The organism is Caballeronia sp. LZ065 (assembly GCF_031450975.1).
Lineage (GTDB): Bacteria > Pseudomonadota > Gammaproteobacteria > Burkholderiales > Burkholderiaceae > Caballeronia.
In genome coordinates, this window is the sequence record NZ_JARUXV010000001.1 from 488,372 (window position 1) to 507,014 (window position 18,643).

At 66.7% G+C, this 18,643-nt stretch carries 21 protein-coding genes; 14 read left to right on the plus strand and 7 right to left on the minus strand.

Annotated elements, in window-relative coordinates; all coding sequences use genetic code 11:
- Nucleotides 1-87 precede the first annotated feature (87 nt).
- Both QCE63_RS02290 and QCE63_RS02295 read right to left on the minus strand, forming a co-directional pair.
- Entirely contained in the window at nucleotides 88-1,320 is a 1,233-nt protein-coding gene (locus QCE63_RS02290; protein WP_309830138.1) for a DUF3108 domain-containing protein, read from the minus strand.
- Between the two features lie 110 nt (nucleotides 1,321-1,430).
- Nucleotides 1,431-2,273, minus strand: coding sequence for an IclR family transcriptional regulator (locus QCE63_RS02295; RefSeq protein ID WP_309830141.1), 843 nt, complete (start codon nucleotides 2,271-2,273; stop codon nucleotides 1,431-1,433).
- A 91-nt stretch (nucleotides 2,274-2,364) separates the two neighbouring features.
- On the opposite strand from QCE63_RS02295, the gene QCE63_RS02300 reads away from it, so the two are divergent.
- From QCE63_RS02300 to rfaE2, 7 genes are all read left to right on the plus strand, one after another.
- Nucleotides 2,365-3,351, plus strand: a complete 987-nt coding sequence (locus tag QCE63_RS02300; RefSeq protein ID WP_309830143.1) for a fumarylacetoacetate hydrolase family protein — start codon at nucleotides 2,365-2,367, stop codon at nucleotides 3,349-3,351.
- A gap of 112 nt (nucleotides 3,352-3,463) precedes the next feature.
- Nucleotides 3,464-4,630, plus strand: coding sequence for an ABC transporter substrate-binding protein (locus QCE63_RS02305; RefSeq protein ID WP_309830145.1), 1,167 nt, complete (start codon nucleotides 3,464-3,466; stop codon nucleotides 4,628-4,630).
- A gap of 19 nt (nucleotides 4,631-4,649) precedes the next feature.
- Nucleotides 4,650-5,477 (plus strand): enoyl-CoA hydratase/isomerase family protein, encoded by an 828-nt coding sequence (locus QCE63_RS02310; RefSeq protein WP_309830147.1) that lies wholly within the window; start codon nucleotides 4,650-4,652, stop codon nucleotides 5,475-5,477.
- Nucleotides 5,478-5,522: 45 nt separating this feature from the next.
- Nucleotides 5,523-6,281 (plus strand): PhaM family polyhydroxyalkanoate granule multifunctional regulatory protein, encoded by a 759-nt coding sequence (locus tag QCE63_RS02315; protein ID WP_309830149.1) that lies wholly within the window; start codon nucleotides 5,523-5,525, stop codon nucleotides 6,279-6,281.
- 369 nt (nucleotides 6,282-6,650) lie between these two features.
- Complete coding sequence (locus QCE63_RS02320) at nucleotides 6,651-7,583, plus strand: MerR family transcriptional regulator (RefSeq protein WP_309830151.1); 933 nt, start codon at nucleotides 6,651-6,653, stop codon at nucleotides 7,581-7,583.
- Nucleotides 7,584-8,049: 466 nt separating this feature from the next.
- Entirely contained in the window at nucleotides 8,050-8,928 is an 879-nt protein-coding gene (locus QCE63_RS02325) for a ferritin-like domain-containing protein (protein ID WP_309830153.1), read from the plus strand.
- Nucleotides 8,929-9,090: 162 nt separating this feature from the next.
- Nucleotides 9,091-9,573: a D-glycero-beta-D-manno-heptose 1-phosphate adenylyltransferase gene (gene rfaE2, locus QCE63_RS02330; RefSeq protein WP_309830155.1), complete on the plus strand. Its 483-nt coding sequence runs from the start codon at nucleotides 9,091-9,093 to the stop codon at nucleotides 9,571-9,573.
- Nucleotides 9,574-9,585: 12 nt separating this feature from the next.
- On the opposite strand, the gene QCE63_RS02335 is transcribed toward rfaE2, so the two are convergent.
- The 5 genes from QCE63_RS02335 to QCE63_RS02355 are packed head-to-tail and all read right to left on the minus strand — an operon-like array spanning nucleotide 9,586 to nucleotide 12,277.
- Nucleotides 9,586-9,825 carry a hypothetical protein gene (locus tag QCE63_RS02335; protein WP_309830157.1) on the minus strand — a complete coding sequence of 80 codons (240 nt, stop codon included), beginning with the start codon at nucleotides 9,823-9,825 and terminating at the stop codon, nucleotides 9,586-9,588.
- A 29-nt stretch (nucleotides 9,826-9,854) separates the two neighbouring features.
- Nucleotides 9,855-10,664: a type III pantothenate kinase gene (locus QCE63_RS02340; protein ID WP_309830159.1), complete on the minus strand. Its 810-nt coding sequence runs from the start codon at nucleotides 10,662-10,664 to the stop codon at nucleotides 9,855-9,857.
- Nucleotides 10,661-11,560, minus strand: coding sequence for a biotin--[acetyl-CoA-carboxylase] ligase (locus QCE63_RS02345; RefSeq protein ID WP_309830161.1), 900 nt, complete (start codon nucleotides 11,558-11,560; stop codon nucleotides 10,661-10,663). Before QCE63_RS02345 ends, QCE63_RS02340 begins: the two co-directional genes overlap by 4 nt.
- 47 nt (nucleotides 11,561-11,607) lie before the next feature.
- The gene (locus QCE63_RS02350; RefSeq protein ID WP_309830164.1) at nucleotides 11,608-11,940 is read right to left on the minus strand and encodes a helix-turn-helix transcriptional regulator; all 333 of its coding nucleotides are present in this window, start codon (nucleotides 11,938-11,940) and stop codon (nucleotides 11,608-11,610) included.
- A complete protein-coding gene (locus QCE63_RS02355; protein WP_309830166.1) occupies nucleotides 11,933-12,277 on the minus strand; it encodes a type II toxin-antitoxin system RelE/ParE family toxin in 345 nt (114 codons plus the stop codon). The genes QCE63_RS02350 and QCE63_RS02355 overlap by 8 nt, the downstream gene beginning before the upstream one ends.
- Nucleotides 12,278-12,437: 160 nt before the next feature.
- Here QCE63_RS02355 and QCE63_RS02360 point away from each other — a divergent pair, with 160 nt between their 5' ends.
- The 7 genes from QCE63_RS02360 to QCE63_RS02390 all read left to right on the plus strand — a co-directional run bounded on the left by QCE63_RS02360 (nucleotide 12,438) and on the right by QCE63_RS02390 (nucleotide 18,358).
- Nucleotides 12,438-13,565 (plus strand): ABC transporter permease, encoded by a 1,128-nt coding sequence (locus QCE63_RS02360; RefSeq protein WP_309830168.1) that lies wholly within the window; start codon nucleotides 12,438-12,440, stop codon nucleotides 13,563-13,565.
- Between the two features lie 6 nt (nucleotides 13,566-13,571).
- Nucleotides 13,572-14,450, plus strand: a complete 879-nt coding sequence (locus QCE63_RS02365) for an ABC transporter ATP-binding protein (protein ID WP_309830170.1) — start codon at nucleotides 13,572-13,574, stop codon at nucleotides 14,448-14,450.
- A 54-nt stretch (nucleotides 14,451-14,504) separates the two neighbouring features.
- Nucleotides 14,505-15,464 (plus strand): MlaD family protein, encoded by a 960-nt coding sequence (locus QCE63_RS02370; RefSeq protein WP_309830172.1) that lies wholly within the window; start codon nucleotides 14,505-14,507, stop codon nucleotides 15,462-15,464.
- Nucleotides 15,465-15,477: 13 nt separating this feature from the next.
- A complete protein-coding gene (locus tag QCE63_RS02375; RefSeq protein ID WP_309830174.1) occupies nucleotides 15,478-16,116 on the plus strand; it encodes an ABC-type transport auxiliary lipoprotein family protein in 639 nt (212 codons plus the stop codon).
- Nucleotides 16,117-16,165: 49 nt separating this feature from the next.
- Nucleotides 16,166-17,329 carry a VanZ family protein gene (locus QCE63_RS02380; protein WP_309830175.1) on the plus strand — a complete coding sequence of 388 codons (1,164 nt, stop codon included), beginning with the start codon at nucleotides 16,166-16,168 and terminating at the stop codon, nucleotides 17,327-17,329.
- A gap of 76 nt (nucleotides 17,330-17,405) precedes the next feature.
- Nucleotides 17,406-17,735: a (2Fe-2S) ferredoxin domain-containing protein gene (locus tag QCE63_RS02385; protein WP_309830177.1), complete on the plus strand. Its 330-nt coding sequence runs from the start codon at nucleotides 17,406-17,408 to the stop codon at nucleotides 17,733-17,735.
- On the plus strand, nucleotides 17,732-18,358 hold the full coding sequence (locus tag QCE63_RS02390; RefSeq protein WP_309830178.1) for an alpha/beta hydrolase: 627 nt from the start codon (nucleotides 17,732-17,734) through the stop codon (nucleotides 18,356-18,358). The genes QCE63_RS02385 and QCE63_RS02390 overlap by 4 nt, the downstream gene beginning before the upstream one ends.
- The last annotated feature ends 285 nt before the right edge of the window (nucleotides 18,359-18,643 follow it).

Genomic DNA, 18,643 nt, shown 5'->3' on the forward strand with positions numbered 1-18,643 from the left:
CTGCATTCAATGCCTGCGCGCGGCGTGTGGATGTCACGGGGTGTTACGGCTGCAATGGCGGGACGTTACGTCAGCGTTACGTCGCCATTACGGCTTGGCCGCGTCCTGGGCGCCCGGCGCGGATTCCTCTGACGCATCCGGCGTGCCCGCACCGGCGCCTTGATCGGGCGCAGCGGGCGCGGCGGGCGCAGCGGGCGTGTCGAGCGTGCCTGCCCACAGCAGTTCCAACTGCATTCCGTTTGGCTCGGTTTGCAGAATCCGCACGGGCAACCAGCCAATCGACGGCGCGAGCCAGATGTCGAGCTTGCGGCGGTCGCCTTCCTTGCGCGGCAGACGGGTGAAATGCCGCGCGCTCGTGATACCGCCGCGAGTCTGCACGGTTTCGTCGCCGACGGTTTCGATCGACCAGATCTCGCTGCTGTCGTTGTCCGTGACGCTGAATTGCCGGGTCACGCCCGGCTTATACCGGTCGGGCGCGCCGCGCACGAGACTCGACAACTGCATGACGACGCTGAAGCGGTCCTGCGCGCCGTCGGCGAGGGGCTGCGCTTGCGGCGTTTTCGTGTAGACGATCTGCTTCGTTTCCCGATTGAAGATGGCGACGTCGGCGGCGCGGCGGCCGCGCTGCTCGGAGTACTGCTCCGGCGCGATGCCGAAGCCGTCGACATGGCCTTTGCTCGAATACACATAAGGACCGACGAAAGGCAGCGGAATCGACACGACCATCTCGTAACGCGGGCCGTCGTGAGTCCAGTGGATCGTGCCGGTCTGATTCATCATGCCGTTCACGAGCGTGTCGTAGCGCAGCTCGCCGCTTGGCGGAACGTTGAATGTGTCGCCCGAGGCCGCGGCTTGCGCGGCCTGCGAGGCCGATGCCGGCGCGGGCGTCGCCGGCTGCGCGGGGCCGGACGCGGCGACGGCCGGCGCAGAGGCCGCCACGCCCGATGAGGCGGCGGGCGCATCGGCTTGCGGTGTCGCCGCGCTCAGGATCGGCGCGGGCGGCGGGGCGGCGGGCGCGGGCTTCGTCACGGGGGCGGCGGGCTTCGGAGCGGGCGCGGGCGCTGGAGCGGGCGCTTGCGTCGGCGCAGGCGCGACCGGTTTCGGCGTGAGCAACTCGATCTGCACCGGCGGCGTCACCGGCGGCGGGTTTTCTGGCTGCCGATTCCGCTCGAACCATCGCACCGCGCTCCAGTGCAGTCCCGCGACGATCAGCACGGCCAGCGCCCAGCGCCCCCAGCGACGCGGCGCGGCGGATTCGGGGACGGCATCGGACGGCTCGCCGGCATTCGGGCGAGGGCGGCGGAACGGAAAAAATGGCATCGAACGAAGGGTAAGGTGCGCGTATGACAGTCAACGCGACGAGAAACGCGAAAGCACTACGACACGCGCGACGGGACCGATGTTCCTCGGCACATGCCATCCGCGCGCGCTCAGCGTTCGCTCTCCGTGTACCCCAGTTCGTAAGACAGACTGCGGGCGCAGTCGCGCAGCGCGGTGTCGATGTCGCCGCCCCAGCGCGTGTCGAAGGCGCCCTCGTGCCCCAGCGCGATGAGACCCAGCGCGAGTTCGCCGGTGGCGTCGAACACCGGCGTGCAAAACGCGTGGATGGTCGGCAGCAACATGCCTTCGACGCGCGCCGCGCCGTGCTCGCGCACCTCGGCCAGCAGCGGCTCGACATCGGCGAGGCGTTGCTTCGTCGCGGCGAGTTCGCGCTCGAGCATCGGCTGCGTCTTGCTGCGCGGCAGGTACGCGGCGAACAGCAGGCCGGTGGCGGACGACAGCAGCGGCATCACGTCGCCGAGCTTGAGCGACGCCTTCGCCGGATGGCTCGATTCCATCCAGTGCACGACCGTCGGCCCCTGATTGCCCCACACCGCGATGCCGACCGTCTGATCCAGCCGGTCGCGCAGTTCCGCGAGCGCGATGCGCGCGAGCCGCACGCCGTCCACGCGCGCGAGCCGCGCCAGGCCCATTTGCAGCGCGAAGCCGCCGAGCTCATAGCGCCCCGACACCGGATCTTGCGACGCCACGCCCAGCCGCACGAAGCTCACAAGATAGCGATGCGCCTTCGCCGGACTCATGCCGGCGCGCTGTGCCAGATCGCGCAGCATCATGGCGCGGGGTTCGTTGGTGAGCACGTCGAGCAGACGGAAGCCCACCTCGATCGACTGAATGCCGGAGCGCGTCTTCTCTTCGGCGGTGTCGGGATCGCTGGGGTCGTTGACGTCGAGCGTGTCGTCGTCGTCGGGCGCGGCGGAGCGGGTCGATGGCATGAATGAGAAGTGCGGGGAAAACGCGGCCTTGGGGATTCACCATCGTAAAATACATTTCCCCTAACGTCATCCCACGCCACTTCCCCGCTCTATGAAACTCGCCACGCTGAAGGACAGCACGCGCGACGGCCAGCTCGTCGTCGTTTCGCGCGATCTGCGCACGGCGGCCATCGCCGACGGAATCGTCGCGACGCTGCAGCGCGCGCTCGACGACTGGCCTTTTTACGCGCCGCAACTGCTGGATCTCTACGAGGCGCTGAACCTCGGCCGCGCGCGCAACACGTTTCCGTTCGATCCCAAAGCCTGCATGGCGCCGCTGCCGCGCGCGTTCCAGTGGGCCGACGGCTCGTCGTACGTGAATCACGTCGAACTCGTGCGCCGCGCGCGCAACGCCGAGATGCCGCCCGAGTTCTGGACCGATCCGCTGATGTATCAGGGCGGCAGCGATGATTTCATCGGCCCGGCGGACGACATCGTCTGCGCGACGGAATCGTATGGCATCGACTTCGAGGCCGAAGTCGCCGTGATCACGTCGGACGTCCACATGGCCGCGATGCCCGACGAAGCCGTGAAGAGCGTTCGCCTGCTGATGCTGGTGAACGACGTGTCGCTGCGCAATCTGATTCCCGCCGAACTGGCGAAGGGCTTCGGCTTTTTCCAGAGCAAGCCCGCGACCGCGTTCTCGCCGGTGGCCGTGACGCCCGACGAGCTCGGCGATGCCTGGCGCGAAGGCCGCGTGCACCGCCCGATGACCGTGCACTGGAACGGCAAGAAAGTCGGTCACCCGGATTGCGGCACGGACATGGTGTTCCACTTCGGCCAGCTGATCTCGCACGCCGCGAAGACACGCAATCTGCGCGCGGGCGCGATCGTCGGCTCCGGGACGATCTCCAATAAAGACGCAACGCGGGGCTACTGCTGCATCGCCGAGAAGCGCTGCCTGGAGACCATCGAGCACGGCGCGCCGGAGACCGGTTTCATGAAGTTCGGTGACAGCGTGAAGATCGAGATGTTCGACGCCGACGGCAAGTCGATCTTCGGCGCCATCGATCAGGCGGTGGTGCAGCCGGAACACTGAAGGGCCGCGCGCCGCAACGGGTTTCGCCCGATGCGGTGCGCGCGAGCCGCGCCTTACACTTTGCCGGGCTGCTTTTTGCAGCAATCAGAACAAACAAGAAAAGGAGACACGCATGGCGGCAGGCAAGTGGAAGTTTCTGGTGAGTGCGGCAATGACGCTGGCCGCGACGGCAGCCTTCGCGCAGAGCGCGCAGCACGTGAAGATCGGCCTCGTGCTCTCGCTGACGGGGCCGGCCGCGTCGCTCGGGATTCCGGCGCGCGACACCGTCGCGCTGCTGCCGAAGGAGATGGGCGGCCGGCCGGTCGACTACATCGTCCTCGACGACGCCTCGGACACCACGCAGGCCGTGCAGACCACCAAGAAGCTCATCAGCGAGGACCAGGTCGACGCGATCATCGGCTCGTCCATCACGCCGAACTCGCTGGCGATGATCGACGTCGTCGCGCAGGGACAGACGCCGATGATTTCGCTGGCGTCGTCGGCGAAGATCATCGAGCCCGTCGACAACAAGCGCCGCTGGGTCTTCAAGACGCCACAGACCGACGCGATGATGGCCTCCGCCATCGCCGAACATGCGAGCAATCACGGCGTGAAGACGCTGGCCTACATCGGCCAGGCGGACGCGCTCGGCGAGACCTTCTATGCCGAAGTCGCGAAGTTCGCCGAATTGCACAAGATCCGCGTGGTCGCGAACGAGCGCTTCAACCGCACCGATCCGAGCGTCACCGGACAGATCCTCAAGATCCTCGCGACGAAGCCGGATGCAGTGGTGGTCGGCGCCGCCGGCACGCCCGCCGCGCTGCCGCCGAAGACGCTGGCGCAGCGCGGCTACAAGGGGCTGGTCTATCACAATCACGGCGTCGGCAACCGCGACTTCCTGCGCGTGTGCGGCGCGGACTGCAACGGCACCTTCCTGCCGACGAGCCCCGTGCTGGTCGCCGCCCAATTGCCCGATGATCATCCCGCGAAGCGCCTCGCGCTCGACTACATCAAACTGTATGAGGCGAAGCAGGGCGCGGGCACGGTATCGGCGTTCGGCTCGTACACGTGGGACGCGGGCATGCTGCTGAACCGCGCCGTGCCCATCGCGATGAAAGCGGGCGCGCCCGGCACGCCGGCGTTCCGCAGCGCGCTGCGCGACGCGCTCGAAGGCACGAAGCAGTTCGCCGACACCAACGGCCAGGTCAACATGACGCCCAACGACCATATCGGCCTCGACCAGCGCGCGCGCGTGATGGTCGAGATTCGCGACGGCAAATGGATCTACCAGCCGCGCTGACTCTTCATCTGACAGGATCATGAGCGACCTCTCCATGTACTCGGGCTATCGATCGCTCGAACTGCGCCGCCATCCGCACGGCGTGCTCGAAGTGGTGATGCCCGGCGCGGGCGCGAACAAGAGCGGCCTGTCCACCGCCGACGCCAACATGCATCGTGAACTCGCCGACATCTGGCGCGACATCGATCGCGATCCGGAGACGCGCGTCGCGCTGATCCGCGGCGAAGGCAAGGGCTTCTCGGCGGGCGGCGACCTCGGGCTCGTCGAGGAGATGGCGAACGACTTCGACGTCCGCGCGCGCGTCTGGCGCGAGGCGCGCGATCTCGTGTACAACGTGATCAACTGCGGCAAGCCGATCGTCTCCGCGATGCACGGCCCGGCAGTCGGCGCGGGGCTGGTGGCGGGATTGCTGGCGGATATCTCGATCGCGACGAAGTCGGCGCGCATCATCGACGGGCACACGCGGCTGGGCGTCGCGGCCGGCGATCACGCGGCGATCGTCTGGCCGCTCCTGTGCGGCATGGCGAAGGCCAAGTACTATCTGCTGCTGTGCGAGCCGGTGAGCGGCGAGGAAGCGGAGCGCGTCGGGCTGGTGTCGCTCGCGGTGGACGAGAACGAATTGATGCCGAAGGCGATCGAAGTGGCGAACCGGCTGGCGCAGGGCTCGCAGACCGCGATCCGCTGGACCAAGTACGCGCTCAACAACTGGCTGCGCTTGGCCGGGCCTACCTTCGATACATCGCTCGCGCTCGAATTCATGGGCTTTGCCGGACCCGATGTGCATGAAGGCATGCGCTCGCTGCGCGAGCGGCGCGCGCCGGACTTTCCCGGCGGCGCGCCGTTCTGAGCCTGGGCGGCGAGCGCGAACACACACGCAAACAAGGAGAGTCGAATGACCGATCACCCTGGCGGAACGCCGCCCTACACGATTCCCGGTTTTCCCGGATTCGGTCAGGCGGACATGATGGGCAAGATGTGGGAACTGATGCGCCTGAATCCGTTCGCCGCCGCGATGCCGGGCGGCGGGCAGGGCGTGGGACCTTCTCTTTCGATGATGTCGGACATGCTCGCGCCGCTCACGAATATCGAGGAGCTCGACAAGCGCGTGACCGACATGCGCGCCGTCGAGCAATGGCTGAAGCTCAATCTCAACATGTTGCAGTCGGCAATTCAGGCGCTTGAAGTGCAGCGCGCGACGCTCGCAACGCTGCGCGCGTTCGGCGCGTATGCGCAGACCTCGGTGGAAAGCGCGCAGCAGGCGGCGGAACAGTCGCGCGGCGCGGCTGCCGGATGGCCGATGGGCGGGACTTCCGCCACGAAATCCGAAGCGCGGGCGCAGCAGGAGGCTGCACCGCAGGCTCCCGTCGATGAAGAAGAGGCGCAAGACAAGGAAACGGCTGCGCCGCCGCCCGGCTTCGATCCGTCGGGCTGGTGGAATGTGCTGCAATCGCAATTCAACCAGCTCGCGCATCTGGCGATGCTTCAGCCCGGCATGACGCCGCCGCCGGGTCCGGCGGGCGCGGGCGAGCCGCCGCACCCGGCGGCGGAACCGGGCGCGCAAGCCGCGGCCGACGCTGAACACGCGTCTCCGGCCGCAGCGGCGAAGAAGGCTCCCGCGCGGAAAGCGCCGCCCAGGAAGAAACCTGCCTGAATTCCTGTGGTGGACAATTGATCCGATCAAACGGCGACGCATCCTGCGTCGCCGTTTTAGCTTCCGGTTCGCCAGGAAGACCCGCCCGCCTCTCATCCCCCGTCGAACACTTTGCGTCCCCGCCCGCATCCAAACGCCTCGCTGCTCCGTATCGAAAACGGGCGGCAGGGCGTTTCGACGCACCCAATCGATCAAATTCTGTCTATGATGAAAAGTAGACGGTGCTGAACTTTGTCCATGTTGTTGGTCGAAGAGGCAGGTATTTTCGATCCGACTCGAATTGCTTCAATCAATTTGTCCATGACAACTTCGCCACAACAAGAACTCATTTCGAAGCCACTCCCGGATGGCGCCGGCCTTCCCGAGTCCATGCCACGGCCCGCCGCAGTCGCCGCGGGAGTGGGCATCGGCATTGGCGCGATCGCGCAGGAGATTGGTCTGACCAAGGACACACTGCGTGTCTGGGAGCGTCGCTACGGCTTTCCGCGGCCCATGCGTTCGCCGGGCGGCGAGCGGCTTTATCCGCAGGAGCAGGTGACCAAACTGCGGCTCGTCAAGCGTCTGCTCGACGCGGGGCATCGTCCGAGCAAGGTGCTCGGCCAATCGATCGATACGCTGCAGCACCTCGCCGAAAGCTCGGGCATCGGCCAGGATGCGCCGGACGTTGAACTCGACCATCTGATTTCGCTGCTGCGCGCCAGCAAATACGACGACTTTCGCTTTGGCCTTCTGAAGCGCGCCACGCGCGACGGCCTGGAACGCTTCGTACTGGACGTCGTGGCGCCGTTGTCCGCGCGCGTCGGCAATGCGTGGGCTGCCGGGACCTTGCAGGTGTTCCACGAACATCTGTTCAGCGAATCGATCCAGACCACGCTGCGCAATCTGATGCGTCCGCTCGCCGACGCCACGCGCGGGCGCGGCAGCCGTCCGCGCGTGCTGCTCACGACGCTTTCGGGCGAAGGGCACAGCCTCGGTATCCTGATGGCCGAGGCGATGTTCGTGCTCTCCGAATGCGAGTGCGTCCAGCTGGGCTTGCAGACGCCGTTGCACGACATCGCGGCCGCGGTCACGGCGCACGAGGTGGATATCGTCGCGCTGTCGTTCACGGCGGTGATGCCGGCGCAGTCCGTTGCCAATGGTCTGAACGATCTTCGCAAGCTGTTGCCGCCGCAGGTGCACATCTGGGCGGGCGGCAGCAGTCCCGCGCTGCGCCGCAAGATTCACGACGGCGTGCAGCACGTGGCCGGGCTTACGCCGATCGACGAAGTGGTCGCCGAGTGGCGTGACTCCGCCATGCTATGATCAATCACGCTCGTTCAGGCGAGCGTTGGCACGCGATGCGGGCCCGGCACCGGGCGGACTGTCAGGTCCGCGCAGCCTCGGCAAGCACGATTCAAGCGACTGCCGGCGTATCCGGTCACTGCCACGTGAACTGTCACATGGATACGCCATACTGCGTCGCCGGCACGCCGACGGTGGCAGTCTCAGCGCCGCTTGACCATACCTCAGGCACAGGTTTCGCTCCTCACCCACGGTAGAACAAGACGTACGACACGCGACATTTGCACGGGGAAGTGCAGTGTTTCAGGCGGCACGCGACGCGTTGTCGCAGCGCAGATCGAGGCGCTTCGTTGTCGTTTTTTGTCTTTGGCCGACCGAATCCCGCGTAAAATTGAAAGCTTCGTCGTTCGCGGGCCGGGTTTTCGGCACGCGAGAACCGACAGTCATTACAGATATAACGTCGCATAAGTGGCATCAAGGGTGATCTATGAACACCATGCTTTATCCGGAACTGTACAAATCGCTGGAATCCGTCCGTTGGGACATGGAGAAGGACATTCCATGGGACAGGTTCGATGCGTCCCTGCTGACCGACGAGCAGGCCAAGACCATCAAGATGAACGCGATCACCGAATGGTCCGCGCTTCCCGCAACCGAGATGTTCCTGCGCGACAACCACAATGACAGCGACTTCTCCGCGTTCATGAGTGTGTGGTTCTTCGAGGAACAGAAGCATTCGCTGGTGCTGATGGAGTATCTGCGCCGCTTCAGGCCCGAGTTCGTGCCGAGCGAGGAAGAACTGCACGCGGTGCGCTTCGAGTTCGATCCGGCGCCGCCGCTTGAAACGCTGATGCTCCACTTCTGCGGCGAGATCCGCCTCAACCACTGGTATCGCCGCGCGGCCGAATGGCATACCGAACCGGTCATCAAGCATATCTACGAAACCATCTCGCGAGACGAAGCGCGGCATGGCGGTGCGTATCTGCGCTACATGAAGAAGGCGCTCACGAACGCCGGCGACACGGCGCGCGCCGCGTTCGCGAAGATCGGCGTTCTGATGGCGTCGGCGCGGCGCACCGAAAAGCCGCTGCATCCCACCAACTTGCATGTCAACCAGGCGCTGTTTCCGCGCGACACCGTGCAATCCCGCCTGCCCGACCCGGAATGGCTCGAACGCTGGCTGGACGACCAGATCCGCTTCGATGACAGCTGGGAGCGCAAGGTCGTCGAACGCATCCTGCACAATCTGTCCATTCTGTTCGAGCGTTCGTTCGCTACCGCTCAGGAATTGAATCGCTATCGCAAGGAAGTGGTGCAGCGTCTGCAGGCCGGAACGGCCGGCGGATCGGCTGAACAGCCTGCCTGATCCGTCAGGTACACGCGCATCGCGCAGTGATTCGGGAACGGCCCGCCGGCGCATGTCGGCGGGCCGTTTGTCTTGGTGCCCCGCACCTTGGCCGCCACGTCATGCGTGGCCGAGCCGCCGTGGCACAATGCGCGCTTTCAGAAACTTGCAACGAGCCCCGTCATGTCCGCCATCTTCGAACGCAAGCTCATCACGCGCGAGGCGCTCGCCGCGCGGCGCCCAGGGTTGACCGGTCCCGTCGTGTTCACCAACGGCGTGTTCGACATCCTGCATCGCGGTCACGTGACCTATCTCGCCGATGCCAAGGCGCTGGGCGCGACGCTCATCGTCGGGGTGAACAGCGATGCGTCGGTGCGCACGCTCGGCAAGGGCGACGATCGCCCGATCAATCACGAGGACGATCGCATGGCTCTGCTGGCCGCGCTGGAAAGCGTGGACTGGGTCGTGAAGTTTGGTGAATCGACGCCGCTCGAATTGATCGGCGCGCTGCACCCGGACGTGCTCGTGAAAGGCGGCGACTACGACATGGACAAGCTCGCCGAAGCGGCGCTCGTGCGCGGTTGGGGCGGCAAGGCGCTCGCCATTGCGTTCGAACACGACCGCTCGACCACCGCGCTGCTCAGGAAGGTTCGCGCGCAGTCCTGAAGCGCCCCCGCGTCATTGTCCGAGCGGTGTGGACTGCACGTTGGCGGCCGGCGCCGGACCGCCTACGCGTGGCTGGTCGAACGCTTCTTCCGGATGGATCGGGCGCGTGTTCAGCGCCTCGGGATGCACTTGCTGCAACAGGTGATGGGGCTCGCGCGTGCCTGCGGCGGGCAGTGGTCCGACCATGCCGCGCACTACCGCGAACATCAGCAAGTTGGCGAGTATCAGTAAGGCGATCAGCCAGCGCAGCATTCGTGGGCTCCGTCCGTCGAATCAGCGAATCAGGATGAATGGCGTGCAGCGGCGTCGCGCGCGATGAGCGCCAGACCGGACAGCACGAGCGAGTCGCGGTGTGTGCAGGGCACGTCGAGCGCGTCCGCGATTTCATGCGCCGCGCCGCCGCCGAGCACGAGACGGACCTCGGCGTGCCAGTCTGCTTTCAAGTCGCGCCACGCACGTTCGATCAGGCTCGCCTGCGCCAGCCGGCAGCCGGACGAGAGCGCCGCAGCCGTGTCCGTGGCGAACTGGCTGCGGGTCCGGTCCAGCGCGGCGTGCGCGGCGGCGGGATCGAGCATGGGCAATTGCGCCGTGTGGCTGCCGAGCGATTCCATCATCAGCGACCAGCCCGGCGCGATCAGTCCGCCAGTGAACAGGCCGTCGGCGCGCAGGGCTTCGACCGTCGTCGCGGTGCCGAAGGTCGCGACCAGCAGGTGTTCGCCGGGGTAGGCGGCCCGCGCGGCGATCAGGCCGCACCAGCGGTCGCTGCCGAGCCGCGACGGTTCGGTGTAGCCGTTGCGCACGCCGCATTGCTCGGCTTGCGCCTTGACGACGGTGCGCGGGACGGTAGGCCAGCGCGCGTCGATGAGGCGCTGGATGCGGTTCTGCACCGGCAAGCCGGCGACGTTGGAAATCCAGACTCCCGACGGCGCGGCGAGCGCGGACCAGGCGTTCAACGCGGCGTCATCGGCGGCGGTGGAATGGTGTGCGTGCTCGAATGCGCCGTTCGCAAGCGGCGCGCCGTCCGACCCGACCAGCGACCACTTGATGCGGCTGTTGCCGGCATCGATCAGCAAGCAGGGCGCATCGCTCACGGACGCTCCCTCGCGAGCCGCAGCGTGAGTTCGCCGGTGGTGACGGTGCGCGGACCTTCGGGCGCGTCGATCAGCAACTGGCCGCGTTCGTCGACGCCCGATGCAATGCCGCGCGTCACTTCCAGACCCTGGTCGAGCAGCGCGACTTCGCGGCCGGCCCACGCGTGCGCGTCGAGCCAGCGTTGCCGGAACGGCCGGAAGCCTTCGGCCTCGAAGCGCGGCAGCGCGCTGTCGAGCGCGTCGAGCAGGGCCGCGAGCGTTTCGGTCAGGTTCGCGTCGGGCCATGCGCGCGCGAGGGCGGCCGGCGCGGCGCCGGGCGTGGACGACGATGAGGACGCCCCGGACGACCGGTTCGCATCCTCGACCTGTGTGGCGAGTTGTTCGGCGCCGTGCAGGTTCACGCCGATGCCGATCACGACGGCCGTGGCGCCGGGCGTGTTCCACGCCGTTTCGATCAGGATGCCCGCGAGCTTGCCGTCATCGAGCAGGACATCGTTGGGCCACTTCAGCGCGGGGCGCGCGGACGGCGAGAGCGGCAGCCGCGAGAGCGCGTCGAGCACGGCGGTGCCGATGGCGAGGCTCAACCCGGAGAGCCCTTCGACCGGCCGCTTCAGCACGCAGCCAACTGACATCAGCAGCGCGTTGCCCGGTTCGGCGAGCCACGCGCGGCCGCGCCGCCCACGTCCGGCGGTCTGCGAATACGCGACGCGCGCGCAGGGTGCCGGTGTGCTGTCGCGCGGCAGGGCGCGCAGTTGCGTCATCAGGTCGACGTTCGTCGAGCCGGTTTCGTCGACGATATCGATGGTCCAGTCGCGGGCGGGACGCTCGGCGAGCGTCGCAAGCCGTGTGAGGTCGATGCGCCACGGCGCGTCGGGGGCGAAGGGAGTCGGGTTCATGCTGGCTATTGTAGCCGCGCGCCGAGCGACGCCACGCCTGTGAACGGTCACACGAAAGTGATGCGCAGTGTCTTGCCGCAGGCGGCCGCGTACTTGCGGAGCGTGGCGATGGAAGGCGAATGTTTCTCGCTGACGAGCGAGGCTTCCAGCCTGGCGACGGCGGACGCAGTCGTACCCATGCGTTTCGCAATCTGCGCCTGGGTGAGGCCGGCTTCCTTGCGGGCTTGCAGGAGTGTGTCGAGGGCTTCGTACTGGGGACCGAGGTCTTCGTACGCGCCTTTGATTTTCGGATCCGAGAGGAGTCGCTCTGTGTCCTCACCGGTGTGCTGCACGGGGCTATAGTGCTCGTCGAGTTCGTATTGCAGTCGGGTTTTAGCCATTTTGAACGTCCTTCAAACGCTTGCGTGCGATGCGCAGTTCCTGGGCGGGCGTCTTCTCCGTTTTCTTGACGAACGAGTGGAGCATGACGATTCTTCGACCCTTCAACGCGCAATAGAACACGCGTCCCGTGCCGTCCCTGCCGCATGGGCGAAGTTCGAACAACTTGTTGCCCATCGCTTTCGAAAAGGGCATTCGCAGGTCGGCACCATGGTTTTGCAAAAGCTCGAGCATGCGCAGGTACTCACCGAGAATGCCTTGAGGCAATTCAAAGATCTGTTGACGGACGCGTTCGCTGAAATAGACGATCGTCCACGGTTGCCGGGTGGATGTTAGCATATTTGCTATGTTCGTTGTGGCGTGACATTCAGTGTTCCGTCTTCGCGCACGCTTGAACATTCAGCTGATCGGCCTAGGAAACCCCCATCCCGCGCCCCCAAACCAACCTTCGCTACAATGTCCGTTCACCCTTAACCGCGTCTTACCGCGCCATCGATCCTTGGACTTCGACACGCCGCCGCGCCTGAGAGTGGAAGCCGGTCAGCAGGGCAAGGTGGTCCGGCTTTCGGGTCAGTGGACCGCGCTCGCGCTCGCGCGCGACCGGGCCAAGAGCGGCGTCACGCGGCGGCTGCGGGCCGTCGGGCGGGAGGCGATCGGCAAATGGGACCTGCTGGCCATCGACCGTCTGGATCACGTCGGCGGCCAGGCGCTCTGGCGCATCTGGGGGCGCAAGATGCCCGCCGTCATCGAACTCTCCGACACGCAGCGCGAAATCTTCGAGCGCGTCGCGCTGCTCGACGCCGAGCGCGAAGAGCCCGAACCCGTCGATCGCATCGATCCCGTCACGCGGCTCGGCCAGCTGATCTTCACGTTCTTCGACCACCTGCACGGCGGCCTCGCGCTGTTCGGCGCCTTCGTGCTGGACCTGTTCGGTCTCGTGCGCCGTCCGCGCCGCATCCCGTGGACCGAAATCTCCGCCAACATCTATAGCGCCGGCGCCCAGGCGCTGCCGATCACCGCGCTCGTCGCGTTCCTGATCGGCATCGTGCTCAGCTATCTGTCCGCGCAGCAGCTGCGCGCGTTCGGCGCGAACCAGTACATCGTCAATATCCTCGGCCTTTCGGTGATCCGCGAACTCGGGCCGGTGCTCTCGGCCATTCTGGTCGCCGGCCGTTCGGGCTCCGCGATCACCGCGCAGATCGGCGTGATGCGCGTCACCGAGGAACTCGACGCCATGCAGGTCATGGGCATCCCGCACGGCCTGCGGCTCGTGCTGCCGCGCGTGATCGCGCTGGGCGTCGCGATGCCGCTGCTCGTCATGTGGACCAACATCGTCGCGCTGATGGGCGGCGCGCTTGCCGCCAAGCTCGTGCTGTCCATCGACATGAATTTTTTCGTCCGCTCGCTGCCCTCGGTCGTGCCGATCGCCAATCTGTGGATCGGGCTCGGCAAGGGCGTCGTGTTCGGCATGCTGATCGCGCTGACCGCCTGTCATTTCGGCTTCCGCATCAAGGCGAATTCGCAGAGTCTCGGCGAAGGCACGACCACGTCGGTGGTGTCGTCGATCACCGTGGTGATCCTCGCCGACGCGGTGTTCGCCATCCTGTTCCAGAACGTGGGGCTGTAGACGCACATGTCCACGACGCTCGCCACCGCCGTCCGCCATCAGCCGCCGCCCGTCATCGCGGAGCCGGTGATCGAAGTGCGCGACGTGACCAAGCGCTATGGCCATACGGTCATCCACGAGCATCTGAATCTCGACGTGCGGCGCGGCGAGATCGTCGCGCTGCTGGGCGGCTCGGGCTCGGGCAAGACCACGCTCGTGCGGCAGATGCTCGGGCTCGAAGCGCCAACTTCGGGCACCATCCACGTGCTCGGCGAGGAATGGGCGCGCATGGACGAGGACACCGCCAAGATGCTGCGCACGCGCTCCGGCATGATGTTCCAGCAGGGCGCGCTGTTCTCGTCGCTGACGGTGTACGACAACATTGCGCAGCCGTTCCGCGAACTCGGCAAGATCCCCGAGGACCTGATCCGCGAATTCGTGATGCTCAAACTGGAGATGGTCGGGCTGTCATGCAGGCACGCGACCAAGATGCCTTCGGCGTTGTCGGGCGGCATGGTCAAGCGCGTCGGCATCGCGCGCGCGATCGCGCTCGAGCCAGAACTGCTGTTTCTCGACGAACCCACGGCCGGCCTGGATCCGAAGGCATCGGACGAGTTCGTCGACCTGATTGCCACGCTGCATCGCGCGCTCGGTCTGACCGTCGTGCTGGTCACGCACGATCTCGATACGATGGTGGCGCTGTCCACCCGCGTCGCCGTGCTGGCGGACAAGCACGTGCTCGTCGCGGCGCCGGTGGAGGAAGCCTGTGCGGTGGATCATCCGTTCATCCGCGAGTATTTTCTCGGACGGCGCGGGCGCCGCGCGCTGCAGGCGCTGCCGCCGGAGCGCCGCGCGAAGCTGCCCGCGGCGGCGCTCGAGGACGCGCCGATTACCGTCAACAAGTAGCTGCATCACGCATGGACGAAGCCGGCGCCGCCGCGAAGTCAAAGGAACCTGCCGATGGAAAACAAATCACATGCGTTCTGGACCGGGCTGTTCACGATCGCCCTCGTGCTGGCCATCGCGTTCGCCGTGTTCTTCTTCAACGTGGACCGCACGGTGCGTGTGCCGTACGACCTGATCGCGCGCACCAACGTGACCGGCCTGTACACGGATGCCGCCGTGCGCTATCGCGGGCTGGGCGTGGGCAAGGTGCAGTCGATCAGCTTTGACAAGGCCCATCCAGGGCAAATCCGTATCCGCATTCTCGTCGACCAGAACGCGCCGATGACGCACTCGACCTTCGCCACGCTCGGCTTCCAGGGCGTGACGGGCATTGCCTTCGTGCAGCTGGACGACACCGGCAAGGATACGAGCCCGCTGGCGTCGTCCGCGCAGCACATCGCCGAAGTGCCGATGCATCCCGGGCTGTTCGAGCAGTTGCAGCAACGCGGCGACGTCATTCTGAAGCGCTTCGAACGCCTCTCCGAAGACGCCGACAAGTTCCTGTCCGACGACGTCCGCAACCAGTTGATGGCGACCACGAAGAGTCTGCAGGGCGCGGCGGACGGCATCGCGACGCTCGCGAGCCAGGTGCAGCCGGCGACGGCGCAACTGCCGCAGACGCTCAAGCAGCTCGACACGACGCTCGCCTCGACCAATCAGCTGGTGCAGAACCTGAATCGCCCGGACGGACCGCTCGTCACGAATCTGAACAAGGCGGGCAAGGCCGCCGAGGACGCGAGTGCCTCGCTTGCCGACATGAACGAATCGCTGCGCTTCGTGACGGCGCGGGTGGGTTTCGAGGCGTTGCCGCGCTTCTATTCCTTCAGCGACGACGTGAGCGCCGCCGCGCGTTCGGTGGACCGCGCCGCCGATGCCTTCAGCACCAATCCGCGCAGCGTGTTGTTCGGCGCGCCGAAGCAGGCGCCGGGACCGGGCGAGGCGGGTTTCTCGTGGCCCGCGCAGCCCGCGCATTGAGTGAGAGAACGACATGCCAGACATCGACATGAAGACCGCCTGGGTGGCGCGCGCATTCATCGGCGCGTGCGCCTGCGTCGCGCTGCTGGCGGGCTGCGCCTCGACACCGGACGCGATGCCGAATGCCCGCTACGACCTGGGCGCGTTGCGGGTCGAGAGTGCGTCGGCGGGGGCGTTGCCGCTGCCGCCGGTCAAGGTGCTGGCCGTGGCCGCACCGCGCAATCTCGAGACGGACGCGTTCGCCTATCGCCTCAGTTACGTCGACGCACAGCGCATCGCGACTTACTCCGACAGCCACTGGACGATGCCGCCGGCGCGCCTGCTGACGCAGCGCCTGCGCGATGCGCTCGCGGCGCGCGGTCCGATCCTCTCGGGCGCCGACCCGGTGCGCGCCGTGCCGCTGCTCGAAGTCGAACTGACCCGTTTCGAACAGGACTTCGATGCGCCCGAGCAGAGCCGCGGCGTCGTCGACGTGCGCGCGACGCTCACGCAGCAGGGCCGCGTGGTGGGCCAGCGCAGCTTCAGCGCCAGCGTGCCCGCGCGCAGCGCGAATGCGGCGGGCGGCGCGCAGGCGCTCGCGGCCGCCTCGGACGATGTGATCGCGCAGGTCTCCGCGTGGCTCGCCGCGCAACCGCTAGCCGCCACGCGATGACGCGCGGCGGTCCGCTCTTCCGCCCAGCACGGAGGCATCCGGGCGGCTCATGACGATCAAGCAATGGCAGCGCCGCCCGTCGGCGTTTTCCCGGCAGGCGCTCGCCGCCTATGCGGCGCTCGTCGTGTATGGCTCGCTGTACCCGTTCACCGGTTGGCGCTCGCTCGGCCTGAGCCCGTTCGCCTATCTCACGGATCCGCTGCCGCAATACCTGACGGTCTTCGACGTCGTCACCAACGTGCTTGGCTACATGCCGCTCGGCGCGCTGATCGTGCTCGCGCTGTATCCACGCTGGCGCGGCACGCTCGCGGTGGGCGCGGCGCTGGCGGGCGGCACGCTGTTGTCGGGCGCGATGGAAGCCATCCAGACCTATCTGCCGACGCGCGTCGCCTCGAATCTCGATCTCGCGGCCAACGCGTTCGGCGCGCTGCTCGGCGGCGTGCTGGCCGCGCCCGCCACGAGCGCGCTGCTCGACCGCGGCCTGCTGCGGCGCATCCGCTTCACCTGGTTCGAGCGCGACGCGGCCTATGTGATCGGGCTGACCGCGCTGTGGCCGTTCGCGGCGATGTTCCCGGCGCCCTATCTGTTCGGCGGCGGCGATCTGCCGCGCGTGCTGTGGGACACGCTCGATCCGGCGATGCAGGACGCGATTCTCGCCTGGACGCCCGTCGCCTGGGACGTGGAAAGCTGGCCGGACCGGCTCGGCGCGTTGCTGCCCGACGACGCCTGGGAAGCGCTCATCACGTCGAGCAGCCTGTTCGGCGCGCTCGTGCTGGCGACGCTGCTCACGCGCACCCGCGCGCCGCGCATGCGCCTGATACTGGGCCTCGTTGCGCTGACGCTGTTCGCGAAGGCGGGCGCGACCTTCCTGCAGTCGCGCGCCGGACTCACCTTCGACTGGGCCACCGACGGCGCGCTCGAAGGCGTCGCCATCGCGATGCTGGCGGCGCTGCTCTCGGTGTCGCTGCCGCGCGGCCTGCGCGCGGCGCTCGCCGGGGCGGCGCTGCTGATGTCGCTCGCACTCGTCAACCTGCTGCCGGTGAACCCGTACTTCGACATCGTCCTCGCCGACTGGCGACAGGGCCGCTATGTGCATTTCAACGGGTTGGCGCACTGGCTGTCGTGGGTCTGGCCATATGCGGCGCTCGGCTGGCTCGCGTCGGCGGCGGAGCACGCGTGGCTCGCGCGGCGGCGTGCGCAGCGCGCGCGCTGAGCTTGGATGAAACCGCCCGGAGCGGGCACGAACATCGCTGGCTATAATCGGCCGATACTCTCAGCGTGCCAGACTCATGGATTCCTTCTACAAGTATCACGTGTTCTTCTGCCTGAACCAGCGCGAACCGGGCGCCGCGCGGCCGAGTTGCGCCAACTGCAACGCGCAGTCGATGCAGGAATATGCCAAGAAGCGCGTCAAGAAACTGGGCCTCGCGGGCGAAGGTCAGGTGCGCATCAACAAGGCGGGCTGCCTCGACCGCTGCGAACTGGGCCCGGTCGTGGTCGTGTATCCGGAGGGCACGTGGTACACGTATGTCGATGAAACCGATATCGACGAAATCGTGGATTCGCATCTGGCCAATGGCAAGATCGTCGAACGCCTGCTGATCGATCAACCGGCATGAACGCGCAGACCGAGAAGTTCCTGATCGACGGACCGGTCGGCAAGATCGAATGCGCGCTCGACCAGCCGGACGCGTCGCCGCGCGGCATCGCGCTGGTCGCACATCCGCATCCGCTGTTTGGCGGCACCATGGACAACAAGGTCGCGCAGACGCTCGCGCGTACCTTCGTGCAACTCGGCTATACCACCTACCGTTCGAACTTTCGCGGCGTCGGGCAAACGGGCGGCGAGCATGACAACGGCATCGGCGAACAGGACGACCTGCTCGCTTTGATCGACCACATGCGCGCGCAGCCCGGCCAGTCCGACGTGCCGATCGTCCTCGCGGGTTTTTCCTTCGGCACCTTCGTGCTGTCGCATGTGGCGAAGCGTCTGCTCGAAGCGGGTAAGCCCATCGAGCGCATGGTGTTGGTCGGCACGGCGGCAAGCCGCTGGGAAGTGGCGCCGGTGCCCGAGAGCACGCTCGTGATCCACGGCGAAGTGGACGACACCGTGCCCATCCAGTCGGTCTATGACTGGGCGCGGCCGCAGGAACTGCCGGTGGTCGTGATCCCCGGCGGCGAGCACTTCTTCCATCGCAAGCTGCATATCCTCAAGCGCGTGATCGTCGACGCCTGGCGTTGATCGTCCTCCCGTGCAATGCGCCCGCGCGCCCTGCCGCACAGCGCTCGAAACCCTCGAAAAGCGCGGAAGCCGCATCGGAAAAACGTTAAAACGCGCGGCCAGCACGCAGATTCGAAGGAAGACGCAAGCAGCCCGCGCGTATAATGGCGCAGAATTTTTTCGCTGCTCCCGGCCGCGCGACGCCTTCCGGCGCGCGTCGCGGCCTTCGGGAGCACCGGCTTCCGAGAACCGATTTCGCTTCCGTCTGTCGAACGAGCGCTTTTCGCCGCAGCGCCGCCGTCATGG

What these genes read in the sequence shown, in the direction of transcription:
- QCE63_RS02290 (WP_309830138.1), bottom strand. Translation starts at nt 1,320, where the DNA reads ATGCCATTTTTTCCGTTCCGCCGCCCTCGCCCGAATGCCGGCGAGCCG.
- QCE63_RS02295 (WP_309830141.1), bottom strand. Translation starts at nt 2,273, where the DNA reads ATGCCATCGACCCGCTCCGCCGCGCCCGACGACGACGACACGCTCGAC.
- QCE63_RS02300 (WP_309830143.1), top strand. Translation starts at nt 2,365, where the DNA reads ATGAAACTCGCCACGCTGAAGGACAGCACGCGCGACGGCCAGCTCGTC.
- QCE63_RS02305 (WP_309830145.1), top strand. Translation starts at nt 3,464, where the DNA reads ATGGCGGCAGGCAAGTGGAAGTTTCTGGTGAGTGCGGCAATGACGCTG.
- QCE63_RS02310 (WP_309830147.1), top strand. Translation starts at nt 4,650, where the DNA reads ATGAGCGACCTCTCCATGTACTCGGGCTATCGATCGCTCGAACTGCGC.
- QCE63_RS02315 (WP_309830149.1), top strand. Translation starts at nt 5,523, where the DNA reads ATGACCGATCACCCTGGCGGAACGCCGCCCTACACGATTCCCGGTTTT.
- QCE63_RS02320 (WP_309830151.1), top strand. Translation starts at nt 6,651, where the DNA reads ATGCCACGGCCCGCCGCAGTCGCCGCGGGAGTGGGCATCGGCATTGGC.
- QCE63_RS02325 (WP_309830153.1), top strand. Translation starts at nt 8,050, where the DNA reads ATGAACACCATGCTTTATCCGGAACTGTACAAATCGCTGGAATCCGTC.
- rfaE2 (WP_309830155.1), top strand. Translation starts at nt 9,091, where the DNA reads ATGTCCGCCATCTTCGAACGCAAGCTCATCACGCGCGAGGCGCTCGCC.
- QCE63_RS02335 (WP_309830157.1), bottom strand. Translation starts at nt 9,825, where the DNA reads ATGCTGCGCTGGCTGATCGCCTTACTGATACTCGCCAACTTGCTGATG.
- QCE63_RS02345 (WP_309830161.1), bottom strand. Translation starts at nt 11,560, where the DNA reads ATGAACCCGACTCCCTTCGCCCCCGACGCGCCGTGGCGCATCGACCTC.
- QCE63_RS02350 (WP_309830164.1), bottom strand. Translation starts at nt 11,940, where the DNA reads ATGGCTAAAACCCGACTGCAATACGAACTCGACGAGCACTATAGCCCC.
- QCE63_RS02355 (WP_309830166.1), bottom strand. Translation starts at nt 12,277, where the DNA reads ATGCTAACATCCACCCGGCAACCGTGGACGATCGTCTATTTCAGCGAA.
- QCE63_RS02365 (WP_309830170.1), top strand. Translation starts at nt 13,572, where the DNA reads ATGTCCACGACGCTCGCCACCGCCGTCCGCCATCAGCCGCCGCCCGTC.
- QCE63_RS02370 (WP_309830172.1), top strand. Translation starts at nt 14,505, where the DNA reads ATGGAAAACAAATCACATGCGTTCTGGACCGGGCTGTTCACGATCGCC.
- QCE63_RS02375 (WP_309830174.1), top strand. Translation starts at nt 15,478, where the DNA reads ATGCCAGACATCGACATGAAGACCGCCTGGGTGGCGCGCGCATTCATC.
- QCE63_RS02380 (WP_309830175.1), top strand. Translation starts at nt 16,166, where the DNA reads ATGACGATCAAGCAATGGCAGCGCCGCCCGTCGGCGTTTTCCCGGCAG.
- QCE63_RS02385 (WP_309830177.1), top strand. Translation starts at nt 17,406, where the DNA reads ATGGATTCCTTCTACAAGTATCACGTGTTCTTCTGCCTGAACCAGCGC.
- QCE63_RS02390 (WP_309830178.1), top strand. Translation starts at nt 17,732, where the DNA reads ATGAACGCGCAGACCGAGAAGTTCCTGATCGACGGACCGGTCGGCAAG.